Annotated in this window: 17 protein-coding genes; 8 read left to right on the top strand and 9 right to left on the bottom strand. The window is 71.9% G+C overall.

The window, feature by feature from the left end:
- The first annotated feature begins 201 nt into the window (after nucleotides 1-201).
- Nucleotides 202-1,365 carry a glycerophosphodiester phosphodiesterase gene (locus IEY17_RS20865; RefSeq protein ID WP_188990329.1) on the top strand — a complete coding sequence of 388 codons (1,164 nt, stop codon included), beginning with the start codon at nucleotides 202-204 and terminating at the stop codon, nucleotides 1,363-1,365.
- 20 nt (nucleotides 1,366-1,385) lie between these two features.
- Here the strand turns inward: IEY17_RS20865 and IEY17_RS20860 are convergent, their stop codons facing one another.
- A complete protein-coding gene (locus IEY17_RS20860) occupies nucleotides 1,386-2,672 on the bottom strand; it encodes an adenylosuccinate synthase (RefSeq protein ID WP_188990327.1) in 1,287 nt (428 codons plus the stop codon).
- A 166-nt stretch (nucleotides 2,673-2,838) separates the two neighbouring features.
- Between IEY17_RS20860 and IEY17_RS20855 the strand changes: the two genes are divergently transcribed.
- From IEY17_RS20855 to IEY17_RS20845, 3 genes are all read left to right on the top strand, one after another.
- On the top strand, nucleotides 2,839-3,477 hold the full coding sequence (locus IEY17_RS20855; RefSeq protein ID WP_229680373.1) for a hypothetical protein: 639 nt from the start codon (nucleotides 2,839-2,841) through the stop codon (nucleotides 3,475-3,477).
- A gap of 229 nt (nucleotides 3,478-3,706) precedes the next feature.
- Nucleotides 3,707-4,345, top strand: a complete 639-nt coding sequence (locus IEY17_RS20850) for an HNH endonuclease family protein (protein ID WP_188990323.1) — start codon at nucleotides 3,707-3,709, stop codon at nucleotides 4,343-4,345.
- A gap of 117 nt (nucleotides 4,346-4,462) precedes the next feature.
- The gene (locus IEY17_RS20845; protein WP_188990321.1) at nucleotides 4,463-4,738 is read left to right on the top strand and encodes a hypothetical protein; all 276 of its coding nucleotides are present in this window, start codon (nucleotides 4,463-4,465) and stop codon (nucleotides 4,736-4,738) included.
- Between the two features lie 23 nt (nucleotides 4,739-4,761).
- On the opposite strand, the gene IEY17_RS20840 is transcribed toward IEY17_RS20845, so the two are convergent.
- From IEY17_RS20840 to IEY17_RS20825, 4 genes are all read right to left on the bottom strand, one after another.
- Entirely contained in the window at nucleotides 4,762-5,862 is a 1,101-nt protein-coding gene (locus IEY17_RS20840; protein ID WP_188990319.1) for an FUSC family protein, read from the bottom strand.
- A 97-nt stretch (nucleotides 5,863-5,959) separates the two neighbouring features.
- Nucleotides 5,960-6,370 carry a DUF3151 domain-containing protein gene (locus IEY17_RS20835; RefSeq protein WP_188990317.1) on the bottom strand — a complete coding sequence of 137 codons (411 nt, stop codon included), beginning with the start codon at nucleotides 6,368-6,370 and terminating at the stop codon, nucleotides 5,960-5,962.
- Nucleotides 6,371-6,479: 109 nt separating this feature from the next.
- Nucleotides 6,480-7,514 (bottom strand): class II fructose-bisphosphate aldolase, encoded by a 1,035-nt coding sequence (fbaA, locus tag IEY17_RS20830; protein WP_188990315.1) that lies wholly within the window; start codon nucleotides 7,512-7,514, stop codon nucleotides 6,480-6,482.
- A gap of 205 nt (nucleotides 7,515-7,719) precedes the next feature.
- Nucleotides 7,720-7,998 (bottom strand): YciI family protein, encoded by a 279-nt coding sequence (locus tag IEY17_RS20825; protein ID WP_188990313.1) that lies wholly within the window; start codon nucleotides 7,996-7,998, stop codon nucleotides 7,720-7,722.
- 90 nt (nucleotides 7,999-8,088) lie between these two features.
- Between IEY17_RS20825 and IEY17_RS20820 the strand changes: the two genes are divergently transcribed.
- The 4 genes from IEY17_RS20820 (at nucleotide 8,089) to IEY17_RS20805 (ending at nucleotide 10,997) form a co-directional block, all read left to right on the top strand.
- Nucleotides 8,089-8,661 carry a SigE family RNA polymerase sigma factor gene (locus tag IEY17_RS20820; RefSeq protein WP_188990311.1) on the top strand — a complete coding sequence of 191 codons (573 nt, stop codon included), beginning with the start codon at nucleotides 8,089-8,091 and terminating at the stop codon, nucleotides 8,659-8,661.
- Between the two features lie 132 nt (nucleotides 8,662-8,793).
- Nucleotides 8,794-9,942 carry an N-acetylglucosamine-6-phosphate deacetylase gene (gene nagA / locus IEY17_RS20815; RefSeq protein ID WP_188990309.1) on the top strand — a complete coding sequence of 383 codons (1,149 nt, stop codon included), beginning with the start codon at nucleotides 8,794-8,796 and terminating at the stop codon, nucleotides 9,940-9,942.
- Nucleotides 9,943-10,023: 81 nt separating this feature from the next.
- On the top strand, nucleotides 10,024-10,227 hold the full coding sequence (locus IEY17_RS20810) for a hypothetical protein (protein WP_188990307.1): 204 nt from the start codon (nucleotides 10,024-10,026) through the stop codon (nucleotides 10,225-10,227).
- Between the two features lie 92 nt (nucleotides 10,228-10,319).
- Nucleotides 10,320-10,997, top strand: a complete 678-nt coding sequence (locus tag IEY17_RS20805; RefSeq protein WP_188990393.1) for a DedA family protein — start codon at nucleotides 10,320-10,322, stop codon at nucleotides 10,995-10,997.
- A gap of 48 nt (nucleotides 10,998-11,045) precedes the next feature.
- Here IEY17_RS20805 and IEY17_RS20800 read toward each other — a convergent pair whose 3' ends face one another.
- The 4 genes from IEY17_RS20800 to IEY17_RS20785 form a co-directional block, all read right to left on the bottom strand.
- The gene (locus IEY17_RS20800; RefSeq protein ID WP_188990305.1) at nucleotides 11,046-11,690 is read right to left on the bottom strand and encodes a TrmH family RNA methyltransferase; all 645 of its coding nucleotides are present in this window, start codon (nucleotides 11,688-11,690) and stop codon (nucleotides 11,046-11,048) included.
- A 53-nt stretch (nucleotides 11,691-11,743) separates the two neighbouring features.
- A complete protein-coding gene (pyrE, locus tag IEY17_RS20795) occupies nucleotides 11,744-12,292 on the bottom strand; it encodes an orotate phosphoribosyltransferase (RefSeq protein WP_188990303.1) in 549 nt (182 codons plus the stop codon).
- 32 nt (nucleotides 12,293-12,324) lie between these two features.
- A complete protein-coding gene (locus IEY17_RS20790) occupies nucleotides 12,325-13,098 on the bottom strand; it encodes an SDR family NAD(P)-dependent oxidoreductase (RefSeq protein WP_188990301.1) in 774 nt (257 codons plus the stop codon).
- Between the two features lie 98 nt (nucleotides 13,099-13,196).
- Nucleotides 13,197-13,889 carry a type III secretion system chaperone family protein gene (locus IEY17_RS20785; protein WP_373289912.1) on the bottom strand — a complete coding sequence of 231 codons (693 nt, stop codon included), beginning with the start codon at nucleotides 13,887-13,889 and terminating at the stop codon, nucleotides 13,197-13,199.
- Between the last annotated feature and the right edge of the window lie 108 nt (nucleotides 13,890-13,997).

Genomic DNA, 13,997 nt, shown 5'->3' with positions numbered 1-13,997 from the left:
CGCGGCCCCCGCAATCCTCGCGAAACCGTTGCGGGCCCGCGACCGGATCACTTGTCACTCCGGCGATCCGCGCCGGTCACGCGGACGTCAACGGCGCGTCACACCCGCTTGCGCGAATGGTTGGTTGCGCCGACCGGTGTGCCGCGGGAACGTGCGGCCTTGATCGGCGCGCGCCGCGCCGGAGATCCACGTGGAGGTGCCATGACAGTCCGAGCACGCGTGACGGCACTGGCCGTCGTCGCCGCGGTGGCCCTGGGCCTGGTGTCCCAGGCGCCGCTGGCCGCCGCTCCGCCCACCCAGACCGCTGTCGAGGTCTTCGGGCACCGGGGCGCCTCCGGATACCGGCCGGAGCACACCCTGGCGGCCTACGAGCTGGCCGCGCGGCTGGGCGCCGACCACATCGAGCCCGACCTGGTGTCCACCAGGGACGGCGTACTGGTGGCCCGGCACGAGAACGAGATCGGCGGCACCACCGACGTCGCCGAGCACCCCGAGTTCGCCGACCGCCGGACCACCAAGGTCATCGACGGTAAGCAGCTGACCGGGTGGTTCACCGAGGACTTCACCCTCGCCGAGCTGAAAACCCTGCGCGCCAAGGAACGCATCCCGGACATCCGGCCGCACAACACGATCTACGACGGCCGGTTCGAGGTGCCGACGTTCCAGGAGGTCCTGGATCTGCGGGCGCGCCTGTCGCGGGAGCTGGGCCGGGAGATCGGCGTCGCCCCGGAGACCAAGCACCCGAGCTACTTCGCCGCGATCGGGCTGCCGCTGGAACCGGGTCTGGTCAACGCCCTCACCCGCAACGGGCTGAACCGGTCGAACGCCAGGGTCGCGGTGCAGTCGTTCGAGGTGGGCAACCTCAGGTGGCTCCGCGGCGAGCTGCGCACCGACCTGGTGCAGCTGGTGTCGAAGGAGGGTGCGCCACCGGACTTCGTCGAGGCCGGCGACCCGCGCACCTACGCCGACATGGTGACCCCGGAGGGGCTGCGGGAGATCGCCACCTACGCGCAGTGGGTGTCGCCGGAGTCGTCGATGATCCTCCCGGTGGACGACCAGAACCGGTTGACCGATCCGACGTCGCTGGTACCGGACGCGCACGCGGCCGGCCTCCGGGTGGTGCCGTACACGCTGCGTGCGGAGAACACCTTCCTGCCCGCGGACTTCCAGTCATCCCGGAACCCGGCGGAGTGGGGTGACGTGGTCGGCTACTGCGAGCTCCTGCTGGCGCAGGGCGTCGACGGCATCTTCGCCGACCAGCCGGACGTGGCCGTCCACGCCCGCGAGGAAACCGCCGCCGTCCCGGCGCGCTCGGCGAGCGTGCCGGGCGCGGTGATCGCCCCGCCACGATCGGCCGCCAGCTGACGCTGCCGCGGGCTCCGCGGTCACGCCATGGTGTGGCGGACGATCGTCTGGTCGCGGCCCGGACCGACGCCGATGGCCGAGATCCGCGCGCCGGCCAGCTCCTCGATGCGCTTGACGTAGGCGCGGGCGTTGGCGGGCAGGTCCTCGAAGGTGCGGGCCCCGCTGATGTCCTCCGACCAGCCCGGCATCTCCTCGTACACCGGCACCGCGTGATGCACGCCGGTCTGCGTCATCGGCATCTCGGCGACCCGCTCGCCGTCCACGTCGTAGGCCACGCAGATCGGGATGGTCTCCAACCCGGACAGCACGTCCAGCTTGGTCAGGAAGTAGTCGGTGATGCCGTTGACGCGGGTCGCGTAGCGCGCGATGACCGCGTCGAACCAGCCGGTGCGCCGCGAGCGGCCGGTGGTGACGCCGAACTCGCCGCCCTGCTTGCGCAGGTTCTCGCCCGCCTCGTCGGTGAGCTCGGTGGGGAACGGACCGGCCCCGACGCGGGTGGTGTACGCCTTCAGGATGCCGATCACCGCGTTGATCTTGGTCGGCCCAATGCCGGAGCCTGCGCAGGCGCCACCCGCGGTTGGGTTCGAGGAGGTCACGAACGGGTAGGTGCCGTGGTCGACGTCCAGCAGGGTGCCCTGCGAGCCCTCCAGCAGCACCGTCTCGCCGCGGTCCAGCGCCTGGTTGATCAGCAGCGTGGTGTCGGCGATGCGGCTGGCGAACTGCTCGCCCTGGGAGAGCACGGTGTCGACGACCTCGTCGACGTCCATCGCGCGCCGGTTGTAGACCTTGACCAGGATCTGGTTCTTGACGTCCAGCGCGGCCTCGACCTTCTGCCGCAGGATCTTCTCGTCCAGCAGGTCCTGCACGCGGACCCCGACCCGGGCGATCTTGTCCTGGTAGCAGGGCCCGATGCCGCGACCGGTGGTGCCGATCTGCTTCTTGCCCAGGTAGCGCTCGGTGACCCGGTCGATCGCCACGTGGTACGGCATGATCAGGTGGGCGTCGGCGGAGACCAGCAGCCGGGAGGTGTCCACGCCGCGGGCCTGGAGCCCGGCCAGCTCCTCCAGCAGAACGCCCGGGTCGACCACGACGCCGTTGCCGATCACGTTGGTCACCCCGGGGGTGAGGATGCCCGAGGGGATGAGGTGCAGGGCGAAGTCCTGCCCGTCGGGCAGCACCACGGTGTGCCCCGCGTTGTTGCCGCCCTGGTATCGGACGACCCACTGCGCCTGCTCGCCGAGCAGGTCGGTCGCCTTACCCTTGCCTTCGTCGCCCCACTGGGCGCCGATCAGCACGATCGCCGGCATGTGAAACTCCAACCTGGACTGGGTGGTCGCCAGCGTGACCGCACGCTTCGCCCGCTCCCACCACGGGGTATGCCGGTCGATCAGGGTAAACCAGGAGCGAAACGTGAGTACGACCGCATTGTCCTGCGGAAATGTCGACCGCGCAGCGCGCCCGGATGGTGACGGTGTGCGATGGTTCGATCTCCCGGCCGCGCCGGGCCGCGAGGAGCTGGATCCGCTGCTCGCCGACGCCTCGGACCGGCTGGTGGTGCACGGCACGGACGCCGACCTGGCGGCGGTGGTGCTGCGGCTGCTCCGCAAGAACCGGCTGGCCGACCTGGTCGTGGGGTACGTGCCGGTGGCGCCGTCCCCGGCCGCGCGGCTGTGGGGACTGACGGTGGGCGACTTCGAGCGCGCGCTGACCGCGGAGCCGCGCCCGGCCGCGCTGGTCCGCGACGACGCGGGCGGGGTGCTGGTCGGTTCGGGGGTGATCGAGCCGATCACCGGGCAGGTGTACTGCGACGACGAGCTGGTGCTCAACGGTAGCGCGCTGACCCTGTCGGTGTCGCCGGACCCGGATGCCGCGCCGTTGCCGGAGCCGACCTCGGACCCGCTGAGCACGACGCTGGAACCGGCGACGGACGGGTTGCGGGTCACCGTGGTCCGGCGCGGGCTGTGGCGACGGCGCCGGGACGTCGCCCGCGGTCGCGCGGCACAGGCGAGCTTCCGGTCCGCGACGGTGCTGCGGGACGGGGTGGCGCACCCGCGGCCGGTGGAGAAGTGGGTCTGGTACCGCCACACCGAGGACCTCCAGGTGGCCCGCTGAGCCGCACGGACTTCGCCGAGCGGCCCGGACTCCAACTTGCCCACAGTTGGGACGGTTTCCGCGGTGCGGAAGCCGCTGGGGTGTCGGCCGGCGCGAAAGTCCGCCGCTTGCCCCGATCGGTGGCGGTTTCCCGCCAGATCACCCGCAGGCCACGGTTCGGCATTGCTCCGGTCACCCGCGTGGGCCAAGGTCAACCCGACATCGGCGACACGCCCACGCGGAGGAAGCCATGAGAGCCCACCGAACGCCGCGCGCCCCCCTGACCGCCCTGCCCCTCGCCGCCGCCCTCGGTCTCGCCCTGGCGAGCCCGGCCACCGCCGAACCTCCCGGCATCCCCGACCCGGCGACCGCGAAGACCCAGCTCGGCGAGCTGACGGTGGCGCCAGAAGGTTCGATGGACGGCTACAGCCGCGAGAAGTTCCCGCACTGGATCGAGGGGCCGGACAACTGCAACACCCGCGAGTCGGTGCTCAGGCGGGACGGGGAGAACGTGCAGGTCGGCTCGGACTGCTACCCCACCTCCGGCAGCTGGACCAGCCCGTACGACGGTGCAACCTGGACTCGGCCGTCCGATGTGGACATCGACCACGTCGTGCCGCTGGCCGCCGCGTGGCGCTCCGGTGCCGCGCAGTGGACGCAGGAGAAGCGTCAGCAGTTCGCCAACGACCTGGAGGGCCCGCAGCTGATCGCGGTGACCGACAACGTCAACCAGGAGAAGGGCGACCAGACGCCGGACAAGTGGATGCCGCCGGCGGCGAGCTACCACTGCACGTACGCGTCGATGTGGGTGGGCACCAAGCACAGGTACGGCCTGACCATCACCGAAGCGGAGAAGAGCGCCCTGGAGAAGGCCCTCGGCACCTGCTGACGCCCCCGATCGAGCGGCGCCGCGGTCGGGGTCGCCGCCGGCGGGAGCACGGCCGGGTATGCGCGGTGCCACCGCGACATACTGGCGGTGTCCGCACCGCGCGGAAGGAACGGTTCGATGTCTGCTCCGAACGACCGGGCGCTGCGATCGCCGGTGACGGCACCGCCGGGTGGTGTGATGACCGACGAGGTCGGGGTCATCACCGGTGACCTGGAACTGGCCACCTCGTGCACAAACGGCGAGGTCCGGGTGTGGATCCGCTACGCGGGGGCCGAGGAGTGGTACCGGATCTCGGCGGCGGACTGCCGCCTGTACGACCCGCGCGACCACGAACCGCTGCACGCGGCCCTGGTGGCGGTCCTGAACCGCCCCACCGCCCACCTCCACGGCTGATCCCGGCGACGCCGGCCCCGGGGTTACTTCTGCTGCTCGGGGTGGAGCGGAGGGAGGGCCGCGATCGCCTCGGTCCGACTGAGGCCGGTCGCCTGCAGCAGGTCGACCGCGATCGACCGCACCTGCATCACCACCACCTGCATCGAGAAGTCGCCGTCCCCGAGCAGCTCGACCGTCGACCGCCTGGCCACCGACCGGGCGGCTTCCCGCGCCTGCAGCGGGTCCACCCCGCTGGCCAACTCGTCGCGCAGCAACACCACCACGCCCGCCAGTTCCTCCAGCAACCCCGGCAGCGGTCGCGGCACCGGCTCGCCGTCCCGCAGCGCGGCGAGCGCGCGGCGGGCGAGGACCCGGGTGTTGCGCAGGGCCCGGTCGATCGGTGTCGCGGCGGTCTCGTAGCGCTCCAGGTCGCCGCGGCGCCGCCAGCGGATCGGTGCGAAGCGCGCGATCTCCGCACCCGCTTCCAGCGCGGCGCGGAACTCCTCGACGAACTTCTGGCTCTTGCGCGCCTTCGCCAGCACGTCGCCGGCCCTCTCCCGGTCCTGCCGGGCCACGGCACCGGCCACCCCGCGCAGGGCGTCCGCGAGGGCGCCGAGCACCAGCCGCCCGTTGCGGTGCGCGACGGTGAGCGGGTTGGCGGGCAGCAGCGCGGCGACCACGAACCCGACCAGGCCGCCGATCGCGGCGTCGATCATGCGCGTCAGCCCGCCCGCGGTGACGGGCGGCAGCAGGGTTGCGACCAGCACCGACGATGACGCCGCCTGCAGCACGATCACGACGCCGCTGTCCAGCAGCACGGCGGTGCTCATGGCCAGCGCCACGACGAGCGCGATCTGCCACGGCCCGGTGCCGATGAACGAGATCAGGACGTCCCCGACGCCGACCCCGATGCTGACGCCGACGACGAGTTCGAGGGCGCGCCGCATCCGCTGGCCCAGCGACACGCCGAGCGAGATGACCGCGGCGATGGGCGCGAAGAACGGCGCCGGGTGCCCCACCACGTGGTGCGCCAGGAACCACGCGAGCCCGGCCGCCACGGCGCACTGCACGATCGGCACGCCGGTGCGCAGCAGGCGGCGCAGGCGGCGGCTGAGTTCCTCGCGCAGTCGATGCACGCCGGACATTGTCCTTGACGGGCGGGCGCGACCGACCGCCGCGGGCAGTGATCCTCACCGGTGATGGGTCGCGGCTCCCGCCGGAACCGCGACCCACCGCCTCGGGTCAGGCCAGGCCGGTGGCCTCCACCGCCGCCGGGTCGCTGTCGAGGAGCAGCTGGCGGCAGCGGTCGAACTCGTCGTCCTCGCCGATCGCCTTCGCCGCCCGGGCCAGCGCCGCGATGGACCGCAGCACGCCCTGGTTCGGCTCGTGCCGCCACGGCACCGGGCCGAAGCCCTTCCACCCGGCCTTGCGCAGCGCGTCCAGGCCCCGGTGGTAGCCGGTGCGGGCGTAGGCGTAGGCCGTGATGTTCTCCCCGGCGGCCAGGGCCGTCTCGGCGAGCGCGGCCCACGCGGCGCTGAACGCCGGGTGGTGTGCGGCGACCACGGCCGGGTCGGTGCCCGCGGCGAGCTCGGCCTGCGCGGCCTCGTTCGCCGGCAGCAGGGTTTCCGGCGGTTCCAACAGGTTCCTCGTCATGGCTTAATCCTGTCAGGTGCGGCGGCGCCCGATCCGGCACCCGACCCGATGACGCGCGAAGGGCACCCCCGACCGGGTTGGCCGGAGGTGCCCTGCATTCGGGATCGGATCAGCCGGCGAGCATGCGGCCGGCCGACTTCAGCGTCTCGCAGGCGTTGGCCACGCGGGCGGCCATCGACTGCTCGGCGGCCTTGAGGTAGCTGCGCGGGTCGTAGGTCTTCTTGTTGCCGACCTCCCCGTCCACCTTGAGCACACCGTCGTAGTTCTTGAACATGTGGTCCGCGACCGGGCGGGTGAAGGCGTACTGGGTGTCGGTGTCGATGTTCATCTTCACCACACCGTAGGACACCGCCTCGTGGATCTCCTCGAGCAGCGAGCCGGAGCCGCCGTGGAAGACCAGGTCGAACGGCTTCGAGCCGGCGGGCAGGCCCAGCTTCTCGCTCGCCACCTCCTGGCCCCGCTTGAGGATCTCCGGGCGCAGCTTGACGTTGCCCGGCTTGTACACGCCGTGCACGTTGCCGAACGTCGCGGCCAGCAGGTAGCGGCCCTTCTCGCCGGTGCCGAGGGCGTCCACGGTCTTCTCGTAGTCACCGGGCGCGGTGTAGAGCTTCTCGTTGATGTCGTTGGCGACGCCGTCCTCCTCGCCGCCGACGACGCCGACCTCCAGCTCCAGGATCAGCTTGGCCTTGGCCGTCAGCTCCAGCAGCTCCTGGGCGATCTGCAGGTTCTCGTCCAGGTCGATCGCCGAGCCGTCCCACATGTGCGACTGGAACAGCGGGTTCTCGCCGCGGTTGACCCGCTCCTGGCTGATCTGGATCAGCGGGCGGACGAAGCCGTCCAGCTTGTCCTTCGGGCAGTGGTCGGTGTGCAGGGCGATGTTCACCGGGTACTTGGCGGCCACCACGTGGGCGAACTCGGCCATCGCGGTGGCACCGGTGACCATGTCCTTGACCTTGGTGCCGGAGGCGAACTCGGCGCCCCCGGTGGAGATCTGGATGATGCCGTCACTCTCGGCCTCGGCGAACCCGCGTAGCGCCGCGTTGAGCGTCTCCGACGAGGTCACGTTGATGGCCGGGTAGGCGAACTCGCCTGCCTTCGCCCGGTCCAGCATCTCCGCGTAGACCTCGGGGGTCGCGATGGGCATCGGTCGTCCTCCTCGGTGGAGTCAGTCTTGGTGACGGGGAGTTGCGCAGCATCCTACGGCCGCGCCCGCAACCAGCGGACGCGTCGCGAACGGCGCCACACTTTCGCGTCACAGTGCCCCAGTCTGGGCTGTTTTGGAAAGCCAGTGACAGGATTCAGAACCGGACGAATCCTGTGGACATATTCACACGTCGCGGGCCCGGCGGCTACAGCCACGAACCGGTGACGAGCTCCCATTCGCGAATGGTGGTCTTCGCGATCACCCCGGCCTCGGTGTAGGGGTCAGCGTCGAGGATCTTCTGCAGCTCGTCGCGGTCGGCCGCCTCGTAGATGATCAGCGCGCCCGTCTGGTCGGCGAACGGCCCGCCGGCGAGCAGCACCCCGCGCTCGGCCAGCCCGCGGGAGTACTCCCGGTGGGCGGGGCGCACCCGCAGGCGGTGCTCCTGGTCCTCGCCGTACACCAGCTCGACCGCGAACCTGGCCATGTCCGACACCTCCGTCGTCGATTACCGATCCGTATCGACGCTACCCGGTCGAGGGATGGGCGGCGGCCGTCTGCCGGTAGGTTTCCGATCATGCCCGGTGATTCACGCAGAGTCGAGCGGACCGTCGAGCAGACCCTGGGCCACCTGCGCGCACTGGATGCGCCCTCCGCGGAGATCCCGGGCCGACCGCTGACCCTTGAGGACCTGTACCGCCAGCAGCGCATGCGGATGGTGCGGTTGGCGATCCTGCTGGTGGACGACCCGGCGACGGCCGAGGACGTGGTGCAGGAGGCGTTCACCGGGCTCTACCGGAACTGGTCCGGGCTGCGCGACGCCCGGGCAGCGATCGGGTACCTGCGCACGGCGGTGGTCAACGGCAGCCGGTCGGTGCTGCGCCGCCGCAAGACCGCCCGCGAGTACCAGCCGCCGCACCAGACCGACGCCCGGTCCGCGGAGTCGCTGGCGATGTTGACCGCGGAGCACCAGGCCGTGGTGGCCGCGCTGGCGAAGCTGCCGCGGCGGCAGCGGGAGGTGCTGGTGCTGCGCTACTACGGCGACCTGTCGGAAGCGGAGATCGCCGAGGCCACCGGGATCTCGCGGGGCACCGTGAAGTCGACGGCGAGCCGCGGACTGGCGGCGCTGCAGAAGCTCATCGGCGGCTGATCGCCGGCGCGTGGCGAGGTCGCGAAGGACACACAGATTTGGTGTAGACCACCGGCGGTTGGTAGCGGAGGATCGTCGGCGTGACCGCACACACGGGGCAGCGCTGCTGGCGACGGAAGGGTTGGTAACACCGTGAACGCTCCCGAATCGATCCTCGCCGGCGCGCGGGTCGTCACCCCCGACGGGGTGCAGGACCGCGGTTGGGTCCGGGTTTCGGCCGGGAAGATCACCGAGGTCGGCTCCGGCGAGGCGCCGGCCGGGGCGTCCGTCGACCTCGGTGGGCGCTGGTTGGTGCCCGGTTTCGTCGACATCCACTGCCACGGCGGTGGCGGCGGCTCGTTCACCAGCCTCGACGTCGAGCAGGCCCGGACCGCGATCCGCACCCACCGGGAGCACGGCACGACGACCATGCTGGCCAGCCTCGTCTCGGCCCCGCTGCCCGACCTGGCCAAGCAGATCAGTACCCTCGGCGACCTGGTGGCCGACGGCCAGCTGGCCGGCATCCACCTGGAGGGCCCGTTCCTGTCCGCCGCGCGGTGCGGCGCGCACGACCCGGCGATCCTGCGGGCGCCGGAGACCGCCGCGGTGCAGCAGCTGCTGGACGCCGGACGCGGCGCGGTGCGGATGGTGACGCTGGCACCGGAGCTGCCGAACTCGGTCAACGCGGTCCGCCAGCTCGTCGACCACGGCGTGATCGCCGCCGTCGGCCACACCGACGCGGCGCTAGAGCAGGTGGTGCCCGCCGTGGAGGCGGGCGCGTCGGTGGCGACGCACCTGTTCAACGCGATGCGCCCGCTGCACCACCGCGAGCCGGGGCCGATCGGGGTGCTGCTGGAGGACGAGCGGGTCACCGTCGAGCTGATCTGCGACCTGGTGCACCTGCACCCGGCGATCGTCACGCTCGCCGCCTCGCACGCGGGCACCGACCGGACGGTGCTGGTCACCGACGCCATCAGCGCGACCGCGGCCGGGGACGGCACCTACGAACTGGGCAAACTCCCGGTGACGGTGACCGGCGGGGAGCCGCGGCTGGCCGACGGCTCGCTGGCGGGCAGCACGCTGACCATGGACGTCGCGTTCCGCAACCTGGTGACCGCGTGCGGGTTGACGGTGCCCGCGGCGGTCGCGGCCGCGGCGACCAAGCCCGCGGAGCTGCTGGGCCTCGGCGACCGCACGGGCGCCATCTGCCCCGGCCTGGCGGCCGACCTGGTGGTCCTGGACGACGACCTCCGCCTGGACGCGGTGATGAAGGACGGCACCTGGCTCTCCACCCCGGCCTGACTCCGGTCACCACGACGTCAGCCTGTCGGGGGCGCGCCGCGACGGGGCGTCGGGATCCCGGTCCCCCACTACGCTCGGGGCGTGACCGCTCCTGATCCTTCGCACCTGCTGTCCGCCGCGCTCCGCGCGCAGGCCAACGGCAGCCCCGGCGCGGCTCCGCCGCCTCCGCCCGCACCGCGCCGTAGGCGGCTGCCGGTGGTGGGGGTGCTGGTGTTCGCCGTGGTCCTGGGGCTGCTGGCCGGGGCCGTCGGCGGCGTGCTCACCCTCGTCTACTCCGTCGGCTGACCCGCGGCGGCACCCCGGGTTGCCGAACGGGTTGAGACGTCACTCGCCCGACAACCGCCGTCAAGGCGCTCACGGTACCGTTGGCGACCGTGATGCCCGCGATTGTCAACACCGCCGCGAACACACCCGCGCTCGCTCTGCTGCCGGACTGGCTGGACCCCGAGCACATCATCAGCTCCCTGGGACCCTTCGCGCTGATCGGCGTGTGCCTGATCATCTTCGCCGAGTGCGGTCTGCTCATCGGGTTCTTCCTGCCGGGCGACTCGCTGCTGTTCGTCACCGGCCTGTTCGTGGCCACCGGCGCGATCGACACCCCGATCTGGTTGGTGTGCGCGTTGCTGGCGGTGTGCGCGTTCGTGGGCAACGTGACCGGGTACTGGATCGGCCGCAAGGTCGGGCCGTCGCTGTTCAACAAGCCGGACTCGAAGCTGTTCAAGCGCGAGCACGTGGACAAGACGCACGAGTTCTTCGAGCGCTACGGGGCGCGGGCGATCATCCTGGCGCGGTTCGTGCCGATCGTGCGGACGTTCATCACCGCGGTCGCCGGGGTCGCGCAGATGGACCAGAAGAAGTTCTTCACCTACTCCGCGATCGGCGGTGTGGCGTGGACCGTGAGCATGACCGTGCTCGGTTTCTTCCTCGGCAACATCCCGTGGATCAAGAACAATCTCGAGGCGATGGCCATCGTGATCGTGCTGGTCTCGGTCATCCCGATCGTCATCGAGTACGTCAAGGGGCGCCGGGCGAAGGCCCGCGACGCCGCCAACTGATCGCGGGGTCCGTGGGGTCCGCGCCGGCGGCGCTGGCCCCGCGCGGGGTCACCAGGCGGCGGCCAGATCCGCGTGCTGCTCGATCCAGGTGTGCATGACGATGCCCGCCGCGACGCCCGCGTTGATGGAGCGGGTGGAGCCGAACTGGGCGATCGAGACGACCAGGTCGGCGTCACGCCGGGACTCCTCGCGCAGGCCCGGGCCCTCCTGCCCGAACAGCAGCACGCAGCGGCGCGGCAGCGTGGTCCGCTCGATCGGGCACGCGCCGACGGTGTTCTCCACCGCGACCAGGGCGAGGTCGTTCTCCCGTGCGTAGTCGAGCAGCGACGCCAGGTCGGGGTGGTGGTGGATGTGCTGGTACCGGTCGGTGACCATCGCGCCGCGCCGGTTCCAGCGCCGCCGCCCCACGATGTGCACGGCCGCCGCGGCGAACGCGTTGGCGGTGCGCACCACCGTGCCGATGTTGTGGTCGTGCTGGAAGTTCTCGATGGCCACGTGGAAGTCGTGCCGCCGCCGGTCGAGGTCGGCCACGATCGCCTCGCGCCGCCAGTACCGGTAGTGGTCGACGACGTTGCGCCGGTCGCCGTGCTCCAGCAGTTCCGGGTCGTAGCGGTCGTCGGCCGGCCACGGACCCTCCCACGGGCCGACGCCGACGGTGGTGCCCCACTCGGTGGGGCCGACGTCCTCACGCACAACCCTGTCTCCGGATTCGTGTGCCGCCGGGCCGAGCGGCTCCGCGGACCGGCTCACGCCAACCCGAGGTCGGCCAGCCCGAGCAGGGAGCGATACGGCAGCCCGGCCGCCTCGATCGCCTCGCGGGCACCGGTGTCACGGTCCACGACGGTCGCCACGCCGACGACCTCGGCGCCATTCTCACGCAGCGCGTTGACGGCGGTGAGGACGCTGCCGCCGGTGGTGGAGGTGTCCTCGACGGCGAGCACCCGGCGGCCGCTGACGTCGGGGCCCTCGATGAGCCGCTGCATACCGTGCGTCTTGGCGCTCTTGCGCACCACGAACGAGTCGAGCGGGCGGCCTTCGGCGTGCATCATGGCCGTCGCGACCGGGTCGGCGCCGAGGGTCAGCCCGCCGACCGCGGAGAAGTCCCAGTCGGCGGTGAGCTGCCGCAGCAGGCGCCCGATCAGCGGCGCGGCCCGGTGGTGCAGCGTCGCGCGGCGCAGATCGACGTAGTAGTCGGCCTCCTTACCGGAGGACAACGTGACCCGGCCGTGCACCACGGCGAGTTCCTTGACCAGGCTCGCGAGTTCGGAGCGCTGCTGTTCAACCAGTTCGACCACGAGGTTCCAGCATACCGACCGGCCCGGGGAGCTCAGGTGCGCCCGGGCACCGTGCGGGTCACGATCATCCGCTGGACGCGCTGCGGGATCAGGCGGCCGATGGCGACCAGCGCCTTGTACTGCGCGCCCGGCACCGAGACGACCTTGCCGCGGCGCAGGTCGGCGAGCGCCTCGTGCACCACCTGGTCGGCCTGCAGCCAGAACAGCCGCGGCAGCCGGCTCATCTCCAGCCCGGCCCGCTGGTGGAACTCGGTCTGCGTGAAGCCCGGGCACAGCGCCATGATCCGCACCCCGCTCCCGGCCAGAGCCACCGACAGGCCCTGGGAGAAAGCGGTCACGTACGCCTTGGTGGCCGCGTAGGTGGAGCCGGACACCGGGAAGAACCCGGCGACGCTGGACACGTTGATCACGTCGCCGCGGCCGCGTTCACGCATGCCGCGCACCGCGGCGTGGGTGAGGGCCAGCACGGCTCCGGCGTTGACGTCCAGCTGCTTGCGCAGCGTCGAACCCGAGGTGTCCCAGAACTCGCCGGCAGTGCCGAAACCGGCGTTGTTGACCAGCACGTCCACCGGGCGCTGGTCGTCGGACAGGCGCCGCTCGACCGCGGCCCGCTGCTCGCTGTCGGCCAGGTCGGCCGGGAGCACCTCGGCGCGAATCCCGTGCCGGTCCTGGAGCCGGTCAGCGAGTTCGGCGAGCCGGTCGGTGTCGCGGGCGACCAGGACCATGTCGTGGCCCTCGGCGGCGAGCCGCCGGGCGAAGGCGCGGCCGATGCCCGCGGTGGCGCCGGTGACGAGTGCGGTAGCCATGCCGAGAACCTACCGAAGGGACTGGGTGGAGTATCGCGTGGACTGCTCCCGGCGGTGTCCGGGGAGAAGTTCTGCCGGAATCGCCGGTTCGCGAGCGGTCAGCGTTCCGCGGAGTGTTCGGGTTCGGGCTGGGCCTGGGCCTCGTTCGGGTCGGTGTCGAACGGGTCCACCAGGTCGGCGAGCTCGCCGAGGTCGCGGAGCAGCCGCTCCAGGCGGGCCGGGGCGGCGTCCTCCGGGTGCAGGGCCGCGAGCACCCAGTCCTTCTCCAGCCACACCACGGTGACGTCGTCCCCGATCTCCTCGGTGGCGTCCACCAGGTCCGGGGTGACCAGCGGGCGGGCGGCGGCGACCTCGGTGACGAACGCGTAGCGGGAGCCGACCGGGCCGAGCAGGTCCAGTCCCGAGTCCTGCGGCACCGGCACGTCCGGCAGCCACAGCTCGACGGTCGCCGGGGCGCTGCGGCGGCAGCGGATGCCGACCAGCGTCGCGACCGGTCGCCCGTTGACGTCCAGGTCCAGCACGGACACCTGGCGACGTCCGTCGGCGGTGAACGTCGAACCGGCCACCACGTCGGTGGCGGTGGCACCGCCGTGCTGGGCGAGCACACCGCGCGCCCACCGGGTCGGCAGTACCTGGTCGACCTCGGCGAACTGCCAGCCGCGTAGGGCCGCCCAGCGGCGCCGTTCCCGGTTGTTGGCGGCGCGCTGCGATCGGTCGGCGATCAGCAGGGCGACGCCCGCACCGATGGCGACGACGGCGACGACGAACCAGAGCCACGCAGGTATGCCCACACAGCGCAGGGTAGCCGGATCTCCGGCGTTGGCGAAGATCACCTGGTTCTCGACCGCGGAACCGCTCTATCGGCTGACGCTGACCTGGGAAAACCGTCCCCGAACGGC

Source organism: Saccharopolyspora thermophila (assembly GCF_014646075.1).
GTDB classification, from domain to species: domain Bacteria; phylum Actinomycetota; class Actinomycetes; order Mycobacteriales; family Pseudonocardiaceae; genus Saccharopolyspora; species Saccharopolyspora thermophila.
This window is presented reverse-complemented; position numbering and strand designations above follow the sequence as displayed.